Genomic DNA, 18,735 nt, shown 5'->3' on the forward strand with positions numbered 1-18,735 from the left:
AGCCAGCCGTCACCTGCCTGTCGGCTGGCTTACCAGTCCAGGCTGGGCGCTACCGCCGCCGGCTCAGGCTTCAGCCAGTCCCCCACCGCCTGCACACCCCATACGCAAGCCGCACCCAGCGCGATCGCCAGAACCGCGGTGGGCAGCGAGCCGCCCCGCGCGTCCTGCTGCGTCGGATGCTCGCGCTCTGCCCGTCCCGCGATCATCGCCCGCACCAGTGGCCGGCGCATCACCAGCGTGTAATAGATGATGGCCGCAAGGTGCATGCCGATCAGCACCAGAAGCAGCCACTTCGCCTGCCGATGCAGGCCGCTCAGCGCGCTGCCGGTTTCGCTGCTGACCAACGCATAGAGCGGGCCCTGGAAGGCGATGTCGTCGGTCGCCATCAGCCCGCTGGCAACCTGGAAGCTCACCAGCAGCAGCATGGCCAGCACGGAGAACGCGCCAAGCGGGTTGTGCCCGGCTTCGCGCCAGTTGCCCTGCAGATAGTCCTTCACACCGAACGTCGCGGCGAAGATCCGTGACCAGCGGGCGTACGTGGAACCGACGAAGCCCCAGATCAGACGGAACACCAGCAGCCCCAGCACCAGCAGACCGAGCCGGCCATGCCAGAGCATCAGGTTGCCGCCGATCCAGCCCGTGACGATGGCCGCGATAACCGCCCCGGCGAACAACCAGTGAAACAGCCGCAGCGGCGCGTCCCAGAGTTTGATATGGCCTGACATCTCCATCCCCTTGCCATCGAACACCCACGGCCCCCGGCCGCGACACGCAAGCGTACCAGCCGGCCCGGTCATCGGCAGCTGCGAAAAAGCCGCACCCGGGCATATCCGCCCAGCCGCACCAGCATGGACGCCCGTCAACGACATGCGTATGATTGCCCCCCGCAACGCATCCGTAGCTCAGCTGGATAGAGTACTGCCCTCCGAAGGCAGGGGTCGTGGGTTCGAATCCCGCCGGATGCGCCATACAGATAGTCGTTTCGAGTCCCACTCGAAGCACTCCGACAAAGTCCGCTCGCTGCGGGCTTTTGCGTTTCTGCAGGTCCGTCAGCGATCAGTAGATCGCCTGCCAGCATTGCCGGACCGATGCAAGCCAAACCCGCCGTGCGGCGACGCCGAACCGCCCCAATCTGACCTCACGCTCGTTTTAGATGCATCCGCCGGGCGTTCTGTGAACCGGTTCACCGAGCCCGCGGGACAACTGAACTTCAATGCCCCGCTCAGGTCGCGCCATGCGCACCTTGCCCCCACACACGACTTCAAGGAGGAAATCGCGTGCCCGTGCGCTATTACGCCCTCGTTTCGCTCATCGCCGCCGCGCTGCTCGCCGGTTGCACCGGCAACTACAAATTCGACGATGACCACTATCGCCCGCTGGGTGATCCGCAAGCCTTGAATCGCGGCCAGTAACCGCAAGGAGCGACACGACCATGGAACTGGTCTTCGATATGGTGGGCGCCCAGCAATTCGTGCCGGGTCTGCTGACCACCAAAACCTTCAAGCAGGCCGGCGGTGTGATCGGCCGCGCAGAGGGCTGCGATTGGGTGATCCCCGACCGCAAGCGCGTCCTCTCTGGTCGTCACGCGGTGATCAGCTACCGCGACGGCGCCTTCTTTCTCACCGATACCAGCAGCAACGGCATCCAGCTCAAGGACAGCGGCGCCAGCCTGGCCAAGGGCCAGCCGCAGCGCATCGAGCATGGCAGCGTCTACTGCCTGGGCGACTTCGAGATCCGCGCCCGGCTGATCCAGGATCCGGCGCTGTTCGAAGGTGACATCGGTCGTCCGCAGCCGGCTGGCAGCATCATCCCCGACGATGCCTTCCTCGACCTCGATCCGCTGGTCGCGATGGAACAGCAAGAGCGCGTCTATGCCGAGGTCGACGACCTCGACCTCGCCCTGGTAGCGCCACAGCGCCAGGCGCAGCAGCAGCGCGACTACGCGCGCATCGACATGGAAAGCCTGCCGTTGCCGGAGCTGGTCATGCCGCAGGCAGCACCGCAAGCCAAGCGCGAAGCGGAGCCCGAACGACTGCCGCAGGGATTCTGGGCGCGTTTCGGCGAGGCGCTGGGCATCGATCTCGACGATCTCGACGAGGACCAGCGCCAGGCCTTGGCGCTGAATGCCGCCCGTCTGCTCAAGCAGAGCGTCGGCAGCCTGCAGCAAAGCCTGCGCACCCGCAGCGAGCTGAAGAACGAGCTGCGCCTGGCGCTGACCACCGTGCAGAGCGCCGGCAACAACCCGCTCAAGCACAGCGCTGATACGGGTGAGGCCCTGAGCGCCCTGCTGCGCGGTGGCAAGCCAGGCCAACTCTCGGCCGAACAGGCCATCGGCCGCGCCTTCCGCGACCTGCAGGCGCATCAGGTGGCACTGCTGGCGGCCAGTCGCGCGGCCGTTCACGCGATGTTCGAGCAGCTGGCACCAGAACAGCTGGCGCTGCGTTTCGAACGCGAAGGCCGCAAACCGCTGATCGCTACTGCCGGCAGTCGCTGGCGTGCCTATCGCCGCCTGCATCACAGCCTCGGCCAGGATGCCGACTGGAGCGAGCGACTGTTCGCCCGCGACTTCGCGAAGACCTATGAGGAGCAGGTGCGCCTGATCGCCACGCTCGACTCAACCCATCAAGGATGATCCCATGCCTCGTCGCATCACCCTGGCCATGCTGGCCTCGCTGCTCGTGCTGGGCGGCTGCTCGGCACTGTCGCCGTACTCCAAGCTGACCAAGCTCGACCTCGAACTGCACGGCAGCGACCGCCTCAACCCCGACCTCAACGGCCGGCCGTCGCCGATCGTGCTGCGCCTGCTGGAGCTCAAGCATCCGGTGGCGTTCGAGAATGGCGACTTCTTCGCCCTCTACCAGCGGCCCAAGGAAGCCCTGGCGCCGGACCTGGTGACCTCCGAGGAACTGGAACTGCGTCCCGGCGAAAGCCGTGAGCTGAAGCTCTCGGTGCAGGACGGCAGCCGCTACGTCGGCGTGCTGGCCGCCTACCGCGACCTGCCGGAAGCCAGCTGGCGCTACGTCATCGCGCTGCCGCCGCAAGAGCGCACCCGCATCGCCCTGAGCCTGGACGAGCGCGGCATCGCGCTGTTCGACCCGCTCGCCGAAGAAGGAAAATAAGCATGAGCCTGCACAAGGTTGTCTGGCAGGAAGGCATGCTGCTGCGCCCGCAGCACTTCCAGCAAAGCGATCGATACTACGATCACCAACTCAAGGCGCGCACCCAGAAGCTGAGCAGCTATGCCTGGGGATTCTTCAATCTGGAGATCGACCGCCAGTTCCTCAACATGGGCAAGCTGGTGCTCAGCCAGGCCAGCGGCATCCTCCCGGACGGGACCTTGTTCGAGCTGGGCAGCGAGCGCGAGCCTCTGGCTCTGGACATCCCGCCGAATACCGGCAGCACTCCGGTTTATCTCGCGCTGCCGCTGGTCACCGGCAACCACATCGAAACCCGCCGGCCGGAGCAGAAGGACGTGCTGGCGCGCTATACCGCCCACGAACTGGACGTCGCCGACTCCAATGCCGGCGACAGCAGCACCAGCCAGGTCAGCACCGGCCTGCCAGATTTCCGCCTGCTGCTGGGTGAGCAACAGAGCGACCAGGCCTACGTGAAACTGCAGCTGTGCGAGGTGTTGGACACCACGCCGGACGGGGTCATCAGCCTCGACCCCGAGTTCATCCCCACCTATGTAAACTTCCAGGCCTCCGCCTATCTGCTGTCCTGCCTGAAGGAAGTGATCAGCATGCTCGCCCACCGCGGCGATACCCTTGCAGAGCGAATCAGCGCCACAGGCAAGGTGGGTGGCGCCGAGGTCGGCGACTTCATGATGCTGCAGCTGATCAACCGTCACGAACCGGTGCTGCGCCACTACCTGGGCGTGGAGCAGGTGCATCCGGAGCAGATCTATCGCGACCTGCTTGGCCTGCTCGGCGAGCTGGCGACCTTCTCCAGCGAAAGCAAGCGCCCGCGCCTGGACGGTCGTTACCAGCACAGCGACCAGGGTGCGAGCTTCCGCAAGCTGATGGACGCGATCCGCCAGGTGCTGTCGATGGTGCTGGAGCAGCACGCTATCGAGCTGCTGCTGCAGCAGCGTCAGTACGGCATCCAGGTATCGCCGCTGCATGACCACAAGCTGCTCGGCACGGCGTCCTTCGTGCTCGCCGCCAGCGCCCAGTGCGATTCGGAAACCCTGCGCACGCGGCTGCCGGCGCACCTGAAGATCGGCCCGGTGGAGCGCATCCGCCAGCTGGTCAACCTGCATCTGCCGGGCATCCGCCTCAAGCCGCTGCCGGTGGCGCCGCGGCAGATCCCCTTCCACGCCGGCAAGACCTATTTCGCGCTGGAGCTCAACGCCGAGGACCAGGCGCAACTGGAGCGTTCCGGCGGCTTTGCCTTCCATGTGTCCGGTGACTTCGCCGGGCTCGAACTGAAATTCTGGGCGGTCAGGGATTGAGCGACATGATCAAGGAAATGGATTACGGACAGGACGACCGCACGGTCATCGTCAATCGAGCAGGAGACGCCCCGGCGCAGAGCCCGCTGACCGACTTCGACACCCCGCCGCGCTTCGAGCAGCTGGAGGAGCGGATGATCTACGCCGCGCGCCTGCGCCCGGCGGAAACCTTCAACATCAGCCTCAACCCGCTGGTGGCCGCCGCCTCGCCGCTGCTGTCGGAAGTGGTGCGCTTCAAGCACAGCCTGGAAAGCGAGGACCTGCAGGCTCTGCACGGCCAGTTGAGCAGCGCGATCAAGCTGTTCGAGCATCGCGCGCTGCATGACGGCGCCGAAAGCAGCCAGGTGATGGCGGCGCGCTACGTGCTCTGCACCGTGCTCGACGAGGCCGTGGTGACCACGCCCTGGGGCAACGAGAGCGAATGGTCGCAGATGAGCCTGCTGTCCTCCTTCCACAACGAGACCTTCGGCGGCGAGAAGTTCTTCCAGCTGCTCGAGCGGCTGTCGCGCAACCCGGTCAAGCACCTGCCGATGCTCGAGCTGATGTACCTCTGCCTGTCCCTCGGCTTCGAGGGCAAGTATCGCGTGCTACCGCGCGGCATGCTCGAACTGGAAGCGGTACGCGACAGCCTCTACCGGCAGATCCGGCAGATGCGCGGCGATATCCCGCGCGAGCTGTCGCCGCATTGGGAGGGCCTCAAGGACACCCGCCGGCGCCTGGTGCGCATCGTGCCCTGGTGGATGGTCGCGCTGTTCACCCTGGTCTGCCTCGGGGTGATCTACGGCGGCTTCGCCTGGGTCCTCGGCGAACAGCGCGAGGCCGTGCTGCAACCCTATCGAGTGCTGGACATGGATGCCGGCGGTTCCACCTTTTCAGGGATGAAATGAGATGAAGACGTTCTTTGGCAAGCTCGGCGCCGTGCTGCGCCGGACCTGGGTCTGGAGCCTGCTGCTGGTCTTGCTGCTGGCGGTTGTGGTGTGGTTCGTCGGGCCGCTGCTGGCGGTCGACGACTACCGCTTCTGGGAATCCTCGACCGCCCGCCTGCTGAGCATCAGCGTGCTGTTTCTCGGCTGGGGCCTGGCCATGGTCTTCGCCAGCTGGCGCGCCAGCGCGCGCAAGAAGCGCGACGCCGAGGATCAGGACGTTCAGGAACAACTGCGCCGCGACGGCCTGATCGGCGAGGAGCAACAGGAGCTGCGCCATCGCTTCAGGCAGGCGCTGCGTACCCTGAAGACCTCCAGCCTCTATCGCGGGCGCAGCGAGAAATGGCGCAGCGAGCTGCCCTGGTACCTGCTGATCGGCCCACAGGGTAGCGGCAAGACCAGCCTACTGGATTTCTCCGGGCTGGATTTCCCGCTCAACCGCAGCGAACAGCAGCGCCTGACCAAGGATGTCTCCGGCACCCGCTTTGCCGACTGGTACTTCGCCGATCATGCCGTGCTGATCGACACCGCCGGCCGCTATCTGACCCAGCCCGACGCTGCCGTCGACGGCAGCGCCTGGGACACCCTGCTCGGTCTGCTGCGCAGGCGTCGTGCCCGTCCGCTCAACGGCGTGCTGGTCAACCTGCCCGTGGACCTGCTGCAGGGCGGCAGTGAACTGGAGCTGGAGAACCTTGCCCGCCAGACCCGTCAGCGCCTGCACGAGATCCATCAACGTCTGAGCGTGGACGTGCCGGTCTACCTGGTGCTGAGCAAGGCCGATCGGATACTCGGTTTCGACGAGTTCTTCGAGCAGCTGTCGCGGGAGGAAAGCGACCAGGTGCTCGGCGCGAGTTTCCGCAAGGAACAGAATGGCAGCGACGCGCAGGTCGTGCGCCAGGAGTTCGAGGAACTGCTGCGCCGGCTGAACAGCCAGGTGATCCTGCGCATGCATCAGGAGCGCGATACCCAGCGCCGTGGCCGCATCCTCGACTTCCCCCATCAGCTGGGGCAGATCGGCGAGCATCTGAGCCTGTTCATCGAACTGGCCTTCGCCGGCAACCGTTACCAGCGTGCCAGCCAGCTGCGGGGCTTCTACCTGACCAGCGCGCCGCAACTGCGCGAAGGTCTCGACCCGCTCACCGCCGGCATCGGTCGTCAGCTCGGCCTGGCCAGCAGTGCACTGCCAACCTTCCGCAGCGGCCGTGCGCGCTTCATCAATCAGCTGCTCAGCCGGGTGATCTTCCCGGAAGCCGAACTGGCGGGCCTCGACCAACGCGAGGTGCGCCGCATCGACTGGGGCCAGCGTGCCCTCTATGCCGGTGCCTTCGGCTGCCTGCTGCTGATCGGCGGCGCCTGGGCGCTGAACTTCTCGGGCAACCATGAGCGCCTGGAACAACTGCGCGGCATCGCCCAGCAACTCGGCAGCGAGCGCAAGTCCATCGATGCGGGAGACGAGGCGCTACGTACGCTCAAGGCTCTGGACGCGAGCTATGCGGCGACCGAGGTGTTCCCGCCGAAAGACGAGGTGTCCTGGCTGCGCCGGGGCGGCCTGTATCAGGGCGAGGCGGTCGACCCGACGCTGCACGAGGCCTATCGCCGCGATCTGGAGAAACTGCTGCTGCCACGTGTCGGCCGGCAGCTGGAAGCGCAGATTCGCGCCAACCTGAACGACCGCGAGCAACTGCTCGGCAGCCTGCGCGCCTATCTCATGCTGAACCTGGCCGAACGCCGTGATGCGGCGTTTCTCAAGGACTGGCTGGCCGCCGACTGGTCGCTGCGCCATCCGGGCAATGCCGTGGCGCAGCAGGGGCTCAACACGCACTTTGCGCGCCTGCTGGAGGAATCCTTCGCGCCGTATCAGCTGAACGAAAAACTGGTGGCCAAGGCCCGCGCCCAGTTGCGCAGCGAATCGCTGGCGGCAGTGGTGTACCGCATGCTGCGCGACCAGGCGCGCAACCTTCCCGACTATCGTCTGAACACGCAGCTCGGTCCGCAGGCATCCCTGTTCGTCGGCGGTGACTATGCGATTCCCGGCTTCTATACCCAGCGCGGCTATCACAAGCTGTTCGTCGCTCAGGGCGCCGATCTGGTCAGTGAGATTCTGCGCGACAACTGGGTGCTGGGCGAAGGCGACAGCCTCAGCGCCAAGGACCTCGGCCGCCTGCTGACGGAAATGGAGCAGCTGTATTTCCGCGACTACGCCGTGCACTGGAGCGAAGCGATCGCCCAGCTGAACATCCTGCCGGCCGCCAGTGCGGCGCAGGGTGCCGCACAGCTCGCCGGGCTCACTGCCGCCAACTCGCCGCTGCTGCAACTGCTGCTGGAAATACGCGAGAACACCCGCTTCGCCGGTGTGACCGAAGCGACCGCCGAGGCCGGCGAGCTGGCCGAAGCGGCGCAAGGCGCCGGTGGCAAGCTCGGCAAGGCGGCCAAACTGGCCACTGCCGCGGCGGAGCAGGCCCAGGCTGCGCTCCTGAAGAACATACCCGACACTGCACGCAAGACCCTGGAGCGCCGCTTCGCGCCGTTGCACCAGCTGCTGGATGAGAACGGCGCAGCCGGCGCCGAGTTGAGCGCCAGTCTGCAGGCCCTCGACGCCCTGCAATCGCAGCTGGCCTCGCTGGCCCATGCCAGCGCACCGGAACAGGCCGCCTTCGAGATGGCCAAGGCACGCATGGGCGGTCAGCGCGACGCCATCAACCAGCTGCGCAACAGCGCTGCACGGCTGCCGCAGCCGCTGGGCAAATGGCTGGGCCTGCTGGCCGAGGACAGCTGGTCGCTGGTGCTCAGCGATGCCTACCACTACCTCAACCAGCGCTATCGCAACGAGCTCTATGCCAGCTATCGCGGTGCCCTGCGCGAGCGCTATCCGTTCAGCGCCCATAGCGCCAGCGACGTCGCCCTCGCCGACTTCCGCGAGTTCTTCAAGGCCCAGGGCCTGGCGGACAGATTCTTCGAGCGCTACCTCAAGCCTTTCGTCAGCGGTAGCGCCGGCCAGTACCAGCTGCGCCGAGTCGATGGCCGCGGCCTGCCGCTGTCCGAGCAGTTCCTTGCACAGATGAGCCGGGCGCAGACCATTCGCCGCAGCTTCTTCGCCGAGAACCCCAACGAGCCGCTGATCCTGTTCAAGCTCGAACCGTACTCGCTGGATTCGAGCCTCGGCCGGGCCGACTTCCGCTTCGGCAATCAGCAGATGGAATATCGCCACGGGCCAATCGTGCAGACCGCGTTCCGCTGGCCGGCCGAAGCCGACGACGGACGCACCAGCCTGGTGGTGGAGGAACTCGGCGGCCGTCGCGTGGGTATCGAGAAGAACACCGGGCCCTGGTCGCTGTTCCGCCTGATCGACCTGATGCAGGTGGATTACCACAGCGGGCGCGACGTGCTTATGCTCAAGGCCGATCTCGGCGGTCTGCGCGCCAACTATCTGCTGCATGCGCAGCGCTCGCCGAATCCGTTCGACCTCGCGCTGCTGCGCGGCTTCAAGCTGCCGGCGACGCTGTGATGAACGCAACCGCGTGCAGCTGGCGCAGCGCCGCGCGCACCGACACCGGCAAGGTGCGGGCGCGCAACGAAGATGCCTTCCTCGATCTGCCGCAGGCCGGGTTGTGGGCCGTGGCCGACGGCATGGGCGGACACCAGAACGGCGCGCTGGCGAGTCGCCTGATCGTCGAGCAGCTGGCCGATCTGTCCTCTACGGGCGACCTGCCAGAGCGGGTGCTGGCGCTGCGGTGCTGCCTGCACGAGCTGAATCGCCGACTCAGCCAGGAACTGACGGTCACCGCCGAACGCCCGGACCCGGTGATCGGCAGCACCGTGGTCGCCCTGCTCGTGGAGGATGACCGCGCGGCATGCATCTGGGCCGGCGACAGCCGCTGTTATCTGTGGCGCGGCGGCCGTCTCTATCAGCTGTCACGCGACCACTCCTTGTTGCAGCAACTGATCGACGAGCAGCAGCTCAGCCCCGAGCTGGCCGCCAAACACCCGGCCGCTAATGCGCTGACCCGCGCCATCGGCGCCAGCGAAAAGCTGGAACTGGATATCCTCGAATTCGCCGTATTCCCGGGCGACACCCTGCTGCTGTGCAGCGATGGGCTCTACCAGAGCATGTCGGCCGACGCGCTCGGTGCAGCCCTCAGCCTGCCGTCCACGCAGTTAGCGCTAGAGCGGCTGTTTCGCCAGGCGCTCAAGGGCCCGGCGCGGGACAACCTCAGCGCCGTGGTGATCCGCCGATGAACGCCCAGCCCGCCTGCGATCTCACTTATTTTGCACTGGCCTCCACCGCGGCCACGCCGGTGTCGGAGGCACCGAAAACGCCTGTCGGCGAGCTGCCGGAAGTCCTCGGCGGCCGCTACCGGATCGAGCGCCTGCTCGGCGTCGGCGGCATGGGTGCGGTCTATCGCGCGCGTGACCTGCTGCGCGAACAGTTCGGCGATCCGGAGCCCTACGTGGCGCTGAAGACCCTCAGTGAAGACTTCGCCGAATACCCCGACGCCAGCGCGCTGCTCTACAGCGAATACGCATTGACCACGCGCCTCAGCCACCGCCATGTGGTGCGCCTGTACAACTTCGATATCGACCCGGCGAGCCAGCGCGCCTTCATCACCCTGGAGCTGCTGAAGGGACCGACCCTCGACCAGCTGCTGTGCGAGCGCCCGCAGGGCATGCCCTGGAGCGAACTGCAGGGCATCGCGTTGCCGCTGCTGGAAGCGCTGAGCTACTCCCACAGCCTGGGCGTGCTGCATGGCGATCTGAAACCAAGCAACGTGATGCTCGCCGATGACGGCCTGCGCCTGTTCGACTATGGCCTCGGCCAGCCGCTGGAAGGCCTGCTACCCGGTCTGCCGCGCCTGTGCCGCACGCGCTTCGCCGCCTGGACGCCGCGCTATGCGGCACTCGAGCTGCTCGACGGGGGCGAGCTGACCGCCAGCGCCGACATCTATGCGCTGGCCTGCGTGCTCTACGAACTGGCCAGCGGCAGCCATCCGTTTCGCCGGCTCAGCGCTCGCCAGGCGAAGGCGATGGAACTGGACCGTACCCTGCAATGCCCGCCGCAACTGCCCGCGCACTGCTGGCCGGCACTGCGTCTGGCACTGGCATTCGACGAAGCACAGCGCAGCATCGATGCAGCGGGCCTGTTGCGCGCCTTCAGTCGCCCCGTACCGAGCCGCTGGCAGCGCTGGTTCGGCCACTCCCATGGATGATATCAGGACAAGGAAAGCCCAATGTTCAACGCGGCCAACGAAACCCACTTCAGCCTGACCCTGGAAGACGTCGAACACGACTTCAAGCTGCTCGAGTTCCGGGGCCGCGAGGCCATCAGCCAGCCCTATCGCTTCGACCTGGAGCTGGTCAGCGAGCGCCCCGATCTGGATTTGCAGGCACTGTTGCATAAACCCGCCTTTCTCGCCTTCGACCCGGCTGGCAAAGGTATTCATGGCCTGGTCCACCGCATCGCCCAGGGCGAATCCGGCCAACGCCTGACTCGCTACCGCCTCACGCTCGTGCCGCAGCTGGCCTACCTCGCCCATCGCACCAATCAGCGCATCTTCCAGCACCTCAGCGTGCCGCAGATCATCGCCCAGGTGCTCGAGGAACACGGCATCCAGGCCGATGCCTATCGCTTCCAGCTCGGCCCGGTGGTCTACCCGCCGCGCGAGTATTGCGTGCAGTACGACGAAACCGACCTGCACTTCATCCAGCGCCTGTGCGAGGAAGAAGGCATTCATTACCACTTCGAGCACAGCACGGCCGGCCATGCGCTGGTCTTCGGCGACGACCAGACCAGCTTCGCCAGGCTCGGCCAGCCGACCGCCTACCTGCAGGACAATGGCATGACCGCCGACGAGCCAGTGATCAAGCGCTTCGCCGTGCGCATCGCGACCCGCACCAGTCGCGTCAGTCGCCGTGATTACGACTTCGAACAACCCAGGCTGCGGATGGAGGCGGCCTACCGCGGCGAGCCGGCGGCGAACGCCATGCCGCAGCCCGACCTGGAAGACTACGACTACCCCGGCCGCTTCACCGAGCGCGCCCGCGGCAAGCACCTGTCGCAACGCGCACTGGAACGGCATCGCCACGACTATCGCCTGGCCGAAGGCGACAGCGATCAAACAGGACTGGTCAGCGGCCATCTGCTGGAGATCTCCGACCACCCGCGCCGGGAATGGAACGACCTCTGGTTGCTCACCGAGGTGCTGCACGAAGGCAAGCAGCCGCAGGTGTTGGAAGAGTCGATCACCAGTCATGTCGATAACGGTGACGGTTTCGTCCAAGGCTACCGTAACCGCTTCAGCGCCACGCCCTGGGACATCCCCTTTCGCCCGCCACTGAATCATCCGAAACCGAAGGTGCTCGGCAGCCAGACCGCCGTGGTCACGGGACCTGCCGGCGAAGAGATCCACTGCGACGAATACGGACGAGTGAAGGTCCAATTCCACTGGGATCGCCACGGCCAGGCCGATGACAAGACCAGCTGCTGGCTGCGCGTCTCCTCCAGCTGGGCTGGCGACCGCTACGGCGGCATCGCCATCCCGCGGGTCGGCATGGAAGTGCTGGTCACCTTCCTCGAAGGCGATCCCGATCAACCGCTGGTGACCGGCTGCCTGTACCACAAGGAGCATCAGGTCCCCTACGACCTGCCGGCGAACAAGACCCGCACGCTGTTCAAGACCCTGAGCAGCCCGGGTGGTGGCGGCTACAACGAACTGCGCATCGAAGACCGCAAGGGCGCCGAACAGATCTACATCCACGCCCAGCGCGACTGGGACGAGAACATCGAGCACGACCAGAAGATCCGCGTCGGCCACGAACGCCACGACACTGTCGAAGCCAACAGCTACAGCGAATTCCGCGCCGAAGAACACCTGACTGTTGCCGGCGACCGCAAGGTGGAAGTCAAACCCGACGACCACCTCACCGTCGGCCAGACCCAGCACATCAAGCTCGGCACCGCCCAGCTGACCAAGGCCGGCCGCGAGATCCACCTCAAGGCCGGGCAGAAGATGGTCATCGAAGCCGGTGTCGAACTGACCCTCAAGGCCGGCGGTAGCTTCATCAAGCTCGACCCGGGCGGCATCACCGTCTCCGGCCCGCTGGCGCGAATCAACGCCGGCGGCGCGCCGGGCAAGGGCTCTGGGATCAAGATCAAGCCACCGGTACTGCCAGGGGTCGCGGATAGCGACAAGGCCGGGAGCTTGTTGGAGCAGGCACTGCCGGGCGAAGCGGGCAGCCTGCTCCGCAAACGCAAGCGCTCGCTCAATTTCTCGGGCTAAGAACAGTGCCGGCTGCGCAGCCGGATCGAACGCAAGGAAGCATCGAACATGGCCGAACACAAGCCGATCAATTGGACTTACCCGTTTCCCAGCAAGGACACCAGCCACAATCCGCTGCAACTGCTTACACATATGGCCCAGGCCAAAGGCGGGTTCTACCCCACCGGCGAAAACGGCTTATGGCATGGCGGCGTGCATTTCGATGAAGGCACGGCCGCTGCATTCGACCAGTCGAGCGTGCGCTGTATCGCCGACGGAGAGGTGATTGCCTACCGTATCGATGAATGCTACCCGGTCAGCGAATTCACCGACGAGATTCCCATGGTCAAACGAGCGCCCTTTTCCACGGGGTTCGTTCTGGTCAAGCACAGCCTGCAGCCGCCGCCTTTGAAGAACGCTGACGGCAGCATCGTCGAAGGGCAAACCCCTCCAAGCCTCACTCTCTACAGCCTGTACATGCACCTGCTGGATTGGGCGGGCTACCAGGCACAAGCGGACCTTCCGCGCCCCGCCTTCTGGGAAACCAAACGCTATACCGTGAATACGCAGCACGATGGCCTGAGCGTTCGCGCAGGCCCGAGCAAGCACACCACTAAGCTCTCAGAGCTGTCCAAGGGTGCCGAGATCACCATCGGCGAGACGGAAGGCGAGTTCAGCAAGCTGGTCAGCCTGATCAGCGGGACGGCACAACCCGCCCTATCAGCTGACGACGAGGGGCAACTGCCCGGCTATGTATCCACCAGCTTGCTCAAACCGCACAGCGAGCCAGCGAAATACGACAAGGTCGTCGTTCTCGACAGCGGGTTGCCGATCAAGGCGGGTGACCTTATTGGCCATCCCGGTCTGTACCAGAACCACGACAGCGCCGCTCAGCACATGGTCCATGTCGAACTGTTCAGCTGCGACGATGTGCCCGCCTTCATCGCCCAGAGCCGCGCCTGGGCCAGCCGCTTGCCGGACGACCAGAAAACCCTGCTCAAGGTCTACAAAGGTGCGAGCAAACTGATCACCCATCGGGGCGATATCAATGCCGAGGACCCGCCCAAATTGGACGACGATGGCACGCAGATCGACGTCGACCTGATCATTCCGCAGTCCTTGCTGGATGGGCGCCCCACTTCGAGAAAAATCCAGGTCAAGGATGGCGCGGACAACACTATGCACTGGTGGCGGCTGGATGGTCTGTTCGCCGACGCTAATGGCAACCCCATCGACGGCTGGCTCGCCGAGCAGGAGCTGATCACTACTCGTCATAGCCCGTGGGAGTGGGAGGGTTTTGAATGCCTTGAGGATGCCGATCCTCCCATTTCGGGATTCGTCTATTACCTCAACGCGGCGCTTCGCCTGTCCGACGACGAAAAAGCCAGCTACCAGGGCGCCATCGACCAGGCCGACAAACGTCCGGTGCGCAGCCGCCTCTACGACATCATCGACACCAATCGCGACGGCAAGATGACCTCCCAAGAAATCCAGAAGGCACTGGAAAAGCCTTGCCACGCCCAATCCATCTCGCAGCTCGTCACGCGGCATGAAAGCGAGTGGTTTTGGAATGCAGCGTGTTGGGACGAACTCGATGAGCTGATGGGCCACCGCTCCGATGACCCCAATCAGGATTGGGCGGAAGAGAAGAACCGCATCAAAACTCTAAGCTGGTGGGGCGATATCGCCGGGCGCTACTCTATCAGCGCAGATGGGAAAGCTTGGCACTTTCAACCACTTGCCCTGATCGGCATATTCAGCACTGTAGCGCGTGCCAACCACACGATTAGCGAAGGGAGAATAACGTTTGATGCCGAAGGGAATAATATTCCAACCTCTCCGTTCTTCAGCCGGGTCGTTCACTGGCCTGGAAACGATCTATCGGGCGTCACTCTCGGTCGCGGTTATGACATGGGTTCACGGACCGAAATAGAAATCTACGCTCATATGACAACTGCCGGCATTGCGCATGATCAAGCAACTAAGATTGCCCAGGCGCACGGAAAGAAAGGCGTGGCTGCTCAGCAATTTCTGAGAGATAACAAATCATCTATTGGGCAAATAACTCCCGAGCAGGAAATACTTCTTTTCAACATTATCTACCCAAACTACGTAGATCGCGCTATCAGAAATTATGACCAGTGGACTGCGAGCGAGCCTGATAGGGCCGATTGGAACGCCCTAGATCAGGTTATCAGGGATGTGCTGGTAGATTTCGTCTATCAGGGTTTTACAAAGGGGCCCAACCCGATGAAGGCTGGAATGAGGAATGATAAAGCCGAGCTGATACGCTACATAGAAAATACGCCTGCCATCAGGCAGTATGAGCCGGGGCGAAACAGAGCTCGTTACCTTAGGAATAACTAATGTTCAATATCCGAAAAATAACTCTAATTTTTTTTCTTCTGTTTGCACGTACAGCATTAAGCAATGATGTTAATGATCCGTGCGAAGAGATTGAAGCTTCTTCTCAAATAGCCCTGTGCGCGCAGCACAATAAAGAGCAATCAGACAATCATCTTAATTCATCGTACAAGGCCACTCTGAATCGAATCAGACATCAGTATAAAAACTCACCTTTGCTAGCAGACCAATACGTTTCTCTATTAAAGACGGCGCAGCGAGAGTGGATCGATCTGCGAGACGCAGATTGCAAGCTTGAAGCCTTTGAAATAGAGGAGACCGCAGAGGCTTACCAAGTAACGATTGATAATTGTATCTCAAGGATGAGTGATGACAGGGCGGACTATCTGAATCGCATTGCCCCTGACATATGAGGACACTGGAAACAACCGGTGTAAGCGTCGTTCGAGATAAATATGGGGTGGACCACACCCACGCTAATATCTGTCACCCATAAAGAATGACGCCGTATTGCCATCACCCCACAACCCTGCCATAAACGCGCATTCGCCATGACGCTACAAGGATGTACCGATGCGATCGCTGCGCCGAGCCCTGGGGGCTGTCTTGTTGTTGGCTTTGCTGGCCGTGGGGGTCGGGCTGTATTTCGTGGCCTACCCGAACCTTCCAGAGTATGAAGCGCCCGAAGCGCTGCATTATCTGGAGCAGTGGGACGCCACGCAGCGACAGACCTACTACTACACGCCGCAGGGCACCCAGGTTAAGGGGCTGGAGTACGACTGGTTCCGTGCGCTGGAAATGTCCTTCAGCCGGGAAAAGTTCGCCACGCCCGACTACCTCGCCCGCTTCGGCTTTCTGGTCGATCCCGCGCAACAAGCCACCGCGCTGAACCCCGGCAACCTGCCGGTCGGCTTTGCCCGCCACGAGGATGATGAGACCGGTCGCGCCTATCTGGATGTGACCTGCGCGGCCTGCCACACCGGCGAGTTGCGCTACGGGGGTCAGGCCATTCGTATCGACGGTGGCGCGGCGATGCATTCGCTGGCCTCCACCGTGCCGACCCTGCGCGGTGGCGCCTTTGGCCAGGCGCTGGGCATGAGCATGGCCTTCACCTATTACAACCCGCTCAAGTTCCGTCGCTTCGCCGAGCAGGTGCTGGGCGAGCGCTACGAGCAGGACCGCGCGCAGTTGCGCCACGACTTCAAGCAGGTGCTCGACCGTCTGCTCGGCACCGCCTACAACGACTGGCACCGCGGACTCTACCCCACCGAAGAAGGCTTCGGCCGTACCGATGCGTTCGGCCGCATCGCCAACAGCGTGTTCGGCGATGCCATCGATCCGGCGAACTACCGCGTGGCCAACGCGCCAGTGAGCTACCCGCATCTGTGGGATATCTGGAAGTTCGACTGGGTGCAGTGGAACGGCTCGGCCATGCAGCCGATGGCACGCAATATCGGCGAGGCGCTGGGTGTTGGCGCCACACTGCGGCTGCTGCACGAGAACGGCCAGCCCATCGCCGAAGCCGAGCGCTACGCATCGGGCGTTCGCGTACGCGACCTGCACAGGCTGGAAACCACGCTCATGCAGCTGGCCCCGCCTCGCTGGCCCGAAGACGTGCTGGGCGCGATCGATCTAGAGCAGGCCAGCCTCGGTCGCGCGCTGTACAAGGAAAACTGTGCGCATTGCCACGACGCCAGGCCCAAGCCAGTCGACAAGCGTTTCGCTGCCGAACGCGACCCCGAGTGGCACATGAAGGTGATCCCCACCTCCTTCGTCGGTACCGATCCGACCACAGCCGACAATATTGCCGACCACCGCTTCGACCTGACCCGCCTGGGCTGGACCCAGGATGAGCTGGATCGCCTGGATGTGCAGCTGTATGGCGCGTCATCCGGCCCGCTCGATCTCGCCAGCCTGTCCAGCGCCAAGGGGCTGGCCTATATCACCGCCTACGTCGAGGAGCGCGCCTACCGTGACGCCGGCATCGGCGAGGCCGAGCGCGCGGAATTCGACGGCTTCGGCCTGCCGATCGGCGTGCAGGAACTGCGCGGCTACAAGGCACGCCCGCTGGACGGCATCTGGGCGACGCCGCCCTTCCTGCACAACGGCTCGGTGCCGACACTGTTCCAGCTGCTGTCGCCGGTGGCCGAACGGCAGAAACAGTTCTGGGTCGGCAGCCGCGAATACGATCCGCAGCACCTGGGCATTCGCACCGAGCGCTTCGACGGCGGCTTTCTGCTGAATACCGCAATCACCGGCAACAGCAACCGCGGCCATGAATTCCGCGCCGGCTGCCGCGGCAATGGTGTGATCGGCCGGGCATTGGCGCCGCACGAGCGCTGGGCGCTGGTCGAGTACCTAAAGGTGCTTGGCGACCCCCGCTTCGAGCCGCGCCTCGAGGACTTGCCGGCGCGCCCCCACAACCCCGGCCCACGCTGCCCCTGACCCGTACAAGGATCTGCCTCATGCTGACAAGACTCTGGCTCTGGATCGGCCGCCTGCTGGGCCGGCTGCTGCTTGCCATGACCGCCCTGGGCCTGGCCGGCTGGGCGATTGCCGCCGTGCACTTTCACTTCACCCATCGTGGCCCCGTCTCCAGCGAAGAAGTCATCGCGCCGAGCGAAGCGGCCGACACCCAGGCGATCATCGCCGACGCAATCGCCGTGGTGGAACAGCACAGCGAGAACACCCGCGTGCTGCGCGACGCCCATGCCAAGGCCCACGGTTGCGTGCGCGCCGAAGTCAGTGTGCGCGCCGACCTGCAGCCCGCACTGCGCCAGGGCGTTTTCAGCGAGCCGGGCAAGACCTGGCAGGCCTGGGTGAGGCTATCCAACGGCAACGCCTACCCGCAGTTCGACCGCATCCGGGACGCCCGCGGCATGGCGATCAAGCTACTCGACGTGCCAGGGGAAAAGCTCACGCGTGACCCGCGCCATGCCGGCGAACAGGACTTCGTGATGTTCAACCACCCTGTGTTCTTCGTCCGTGACGTTGCCGAATATCGCAGCAACTTCGCTGCCCAGGCGCAGGGCAAGAAGGCGCTGGCGTTCTTCCCGAGCATCGATCCGCGCAGCTGGGAGCTGCGCCACCTGTTCATCGCACTGCAGACCCTGGCGCCGGCACCGGAAAGCCCGGTCGCGACCACCTACAGCTCCGTGGCGCCATACAAGCTCGGCCCGCACAACATCAAGTACCGGGTTATCCCGACGCCGGAAAACTGCCCGACCTACCAACTGCCCGAGCAGAACCGCGACCTGCCGAATTTCCTGCGCAGCGCGCTCTACCAGCAGCTGTCCCTCGACCGCGCACCCGCCTGCTTCGCCCTGCAGGTGCAGCGGCAGAACACCGAGCACTACATGCCCATCGAGGACACCAGCATCGAGTGGGACGAGGCCATCGCACCATTCGAGACGGTCGCCGACATCCGCCTGCCGCCGCAGGACTTCGACAGCCCCGAGCAGAACCTCGCTTGCGACAACCTCAGCTTCAACCCCTGGCATGCACTGCCGGAACATCGCCCCATCGGCGGCATCAACCGGCTGCGCAAGGCGGTGTACGAGGCGATCAGCAGCTACCGGCTCGAGCGTAACGGCGCACTTTGACGCCGCCGTGGCGGTCCATGAATCAGCAGCCGACGCGCGCCGCCGGTTGCCGACCACGGGCCACCCGGTCCTGTCTTGCCGGGCGGAGCCCTGCTAGCATCAATCAGGACTCCATCGCCCGACATAGGCACCCGTTTGCA

14 protein-coding genes and 1 tRNA gene are annotated in these 18,735 nt (G+C 64.4%); 14 read left to right on the forward strand and 1 reads right to left on the reverse strand.

The window, feature by feature from the left end; genetic code table 11:
* Positions 1–29 precede the first annotated feature (29 nt).
* Complete coding sequence (locus ACX1DW_RS16830) at positions 30–731, reverse strand: cytochrome b/b6 domain-containing protein (protein WP_458991946.1); 702 nt, start codon at positions 729–731, stop codon at positions 30–32.
* Positions 732–891: 160 nt separating this feature from the next.
* On the opposite strand from ACX1DW_RS16830, the gene ACX1DW_RS16835 reads away from it, so the two are divergent.
* The 14 genes from ACX1DW_RS16835 to ACX1DW_RS16900 all read left to right on the forward strand — a co-directional run bounded on the left by ACX1DW_RS16835 (position 892) and on the right by ACX1DW_RS16900 (position 18,595).
* A tRNA-Arg gene (locus tag ACX1DW_RS16835) sits at positions 892–968 on the forward strand.
* 342 nt (positions 969–1,310) lie between these two features.
* Positions 1,311–1,412: a type VI secretion protein gene (locus tag ACX1DW_RS16840; protein WP_369806274.1), complete on the forward strand. Its 102-nt coding sequence runs from the start codon at positions 1,311–1,313 to the stop codon at positions 1,410–1,412.
* 20 nt (positions 1,413–1,432) lie between these two features.
* Positions 1,433–2,632, forward strand: a complete 1,200-nt coding sequence (tagH, locus tag ACX1DW_RS16845) for a type VI secretion system-associated FHA domain protein TagH (protein WP_458991947.1) — start codon at positions 1,433–1,435, stop codon at positions 2,630–2,632.
* A gap of 4 nt (positions 2,633–2,636) precedes the next feature.
* Positions 2,637–3,119, forward strand: coding sequence for a type VI secretion system lipoprotein TssJ (gene tssJ, locus ACX1DW_RS16850; protein ID WP_458991948.1), 483 nt, complete (start codon positions 2,637–2,639; stop codon positions 3,117–3,119).
* A 2-nt stretch (positions 3,120–3,121) separates the two neighbouring features.
* Positions 3,122–4,453 carry a type VI secretion system baseplate subunit TssK gene (tssK, locus tag ACX1DW_RS16855; RefSeq protein WP_043298692.1) on the forward strand — a complete coding sequence of 444 codons (1,332 nt, stop codon included), beginning with the start codon at positions 3,122–3,124 and terminating at the stop codon, positions 4,451–4,453.
* A gap of 5 nt (positions 4,454–4,458) precedes the next feature.
* Positions 4,459–5,340, forward strand: a complete 882-nt coding sequence (gene icmH, locus ACX1DW_RS16860) for a type IVB secretion system protein IcmH/DotU (RefSeq protein WP_053527763.1) — start codon at positions 4,459–4,461, stop codon at positions 5,338–5,340.
* A gap of 1 nt (position 5,341) precedes the next feature.
* On the forward strand, positions 5,342–8,881 hold the full coding sequence (gene tssM, locus ACX1DW_RS16865; RefSeq protein ID WP_458991949.1) for a type VI secretion system membrane subunit TssM: 3,540 nt from the start codon (positions 5,342–5,344) through the stop codon (positions 8,879–8,881).
* Entirely contained in the window at positions 8,881–9,612 is a 732-nt protein-coding gene (locus ACX1DW_RS16870; protein WP_110778557.1) for a PP2C family protein-serine/threonine phosphatase, read from the forward strand. The genes tssM and ACX1DW_RS16870 overlap by 1 nt, the downstream gene beginning before the upstream one ends.
* Positions 9,609–10,580, forward strand: a complete 972-nt coding sequence (locus ACX1DW_RS16875) for a serine/threonine-protein kinase (protein WP_458991950.1) — start codon at positions 9,609–9,611, stop codon at positions 10,578–10,580. Before ACX1DW_RS16870 ends, ACX1DW_RS16875 begins: the two co-directional genes overlap by 4 nt.
* Positions 10,581–10,601: 21 nt before the next feature.
* Positions 10,602–12,650: a type VI secretion system Vgr family protein gene (locus ACX1DW_RS16880; protein WP_458991951.1), complete on the forward strand. Its 2,049-nt coding sequence runs from the start codon at positions 10,602–10,604 to the stop codon at positions 12,648–12,650.
* A 48-nt stretch (positions 12,651–12,698) separates the two neighbouring features.
* Positions 12,699–14,996 carry a hypothetical protein gene (locus ACX1DW_RS16885; RefSeq protein ID WP_458991952.1) on the forward strand — a complete coding sequence of 766 codons (2,298 nt, stop codon included), beginning with the start codon at positions 12,699–12,701 and terminating at the stop codon, positions 14,994–14,996.
* Complete coding sequence (locus ACX1DW_RS16890; RefSeq protein ID WP_458991953.1) at positions 14,996–15,406, forward strand: lysozyme inhibitor LprI family protein; 411 nt, start codon at positions 14,996–14,998, stop codon at positions 15,404–15,406. Before ACX1DW_RS16885 ends, ACX1DW_RS16890 begins: the two co-directional genes overlap by 1 nt.
* Before the next feature lie 160 nt (positions 15,407–15,566).
* Positions 15,567–17,438 carry a di-heme-cytochrome C peroxidase gene (locus ACX1DW_RS16895; RefSeq protein ID WP_458991954.1) on the forward strand — a complete coding sequence of 624 codons (1,872 nt, stop codon included), beginning with the start codon at positions 15,567–15,569 and terminating at the stop codon, positions 17,436–17,438.
* 20 nt (positions 17,439–17,458) lie between these two features.
* Complete coding sequence (locus ACX1DW_RS16900) at positions 17,459–18,595, forward strand: catalase family protein (protein ID WP_458991955.1); 1,137 nt, start codon at positions 17,459–17,461, stop codon at positions 18,593–18,595.
* The last annotated feature ends 140 nt before the right edge of the window (positions 18,596–18,735 follow it).

The sequence above is a fragment of the Stutzerimonas sp. KH-1 genome, assembly GCF_054483855.1.

Bases quoted from the DNA above. Each gene is read 5' to 3' on its own strand.
- ACX1DW_RS16830 (WP_458991946.1), bottom strand. From the start codon at position 731: ATGGAGATGTCAGGCCATATCAAACTCTGGGACGCGCCGCTGCGGCTG.
- tagH (WP_458991947.1), top strand. From the start codon at position 1,433: ATGGAACTGGTCTTCGATATGGTGGGCGCCCAGCAATTCGTGCCGGGT.
- tssJ (WP_458991948.1), top strand. From the start codon at position 2,637: ATGCCTCGTCGCATCACCCTGGCCATGCTGGCCTCGCTGCTCGTGCTG.
- tssK (WP_043298692.1), top strand. From the start codon at position 3,122: ATGAGCCTGCACAAGGTTGTCTGGCAGGAAGGCATGCTGCTGCGCCCG.
- icmH (WP_053527763.1), top strand. From the start codon at position 4,459: ATGATCAAGGAAATGGATTACGGACAGGACGACCGCACGGTCATCGTC.
- tssM (WP_458991949.1), top strand. From the start codon at position 5,342: ATGAAGACGTTCTTTGGCAAGCTCGGCGCCGTGCTGCGCCGGACCTGG.
- ACX1DW_RS16870 (WP_110778557.1), top strand. From the start codon at position 8,881: ATGAACGCAACCGCGTGCAGCTGGCGCAGCGCCGCGCGCACCGACACC.
- ACX1DW_RS16875 (WP_458991950.1), top strand. From the start codon at position 9,609: ATGAACGCCCAGCCCGCCTGCGATCTCACTTATTTTGCACTGGCCTCC.
- ACX1DW_RS16880 (WP_458991951.1), top strand. From the start codon at position 10,602: ATGTTCAACGCGGCCAACGAAACCCACTTCAGCCTGACCCTGGAAGAC.
- ACX1DW_RS16885 (WP_458991952.1), top strand. From the start codon at position 12,699: ATGGCCGAACACAAGCCGATCAATTGGACTTACCCGTTTCCCAGCAAG.
- ACX1DW_RS16890 (WP_458991953.1), top strand. From the start codon at position 14,996: ATGTTCAATATCCGAAAAATAACTCTAATTTTTTTTCTTCTGTTTGCA.
- ACX1DW_RS16895 (WP_458991954.1), top strand. From the start codon at position 15,567: ATGCGATCGCTGCGCCGAGCCCTGGGGGCTGTCTTGTTGTTGGCTTTG.
- ACX1DW_RS16900 (WP_458991955.1), top strand. From the start codon at position 17,459: ATGCTGACAAGACTCTGGCTCTGGATCGGCCGCCTGCTGGGCCGGCTG.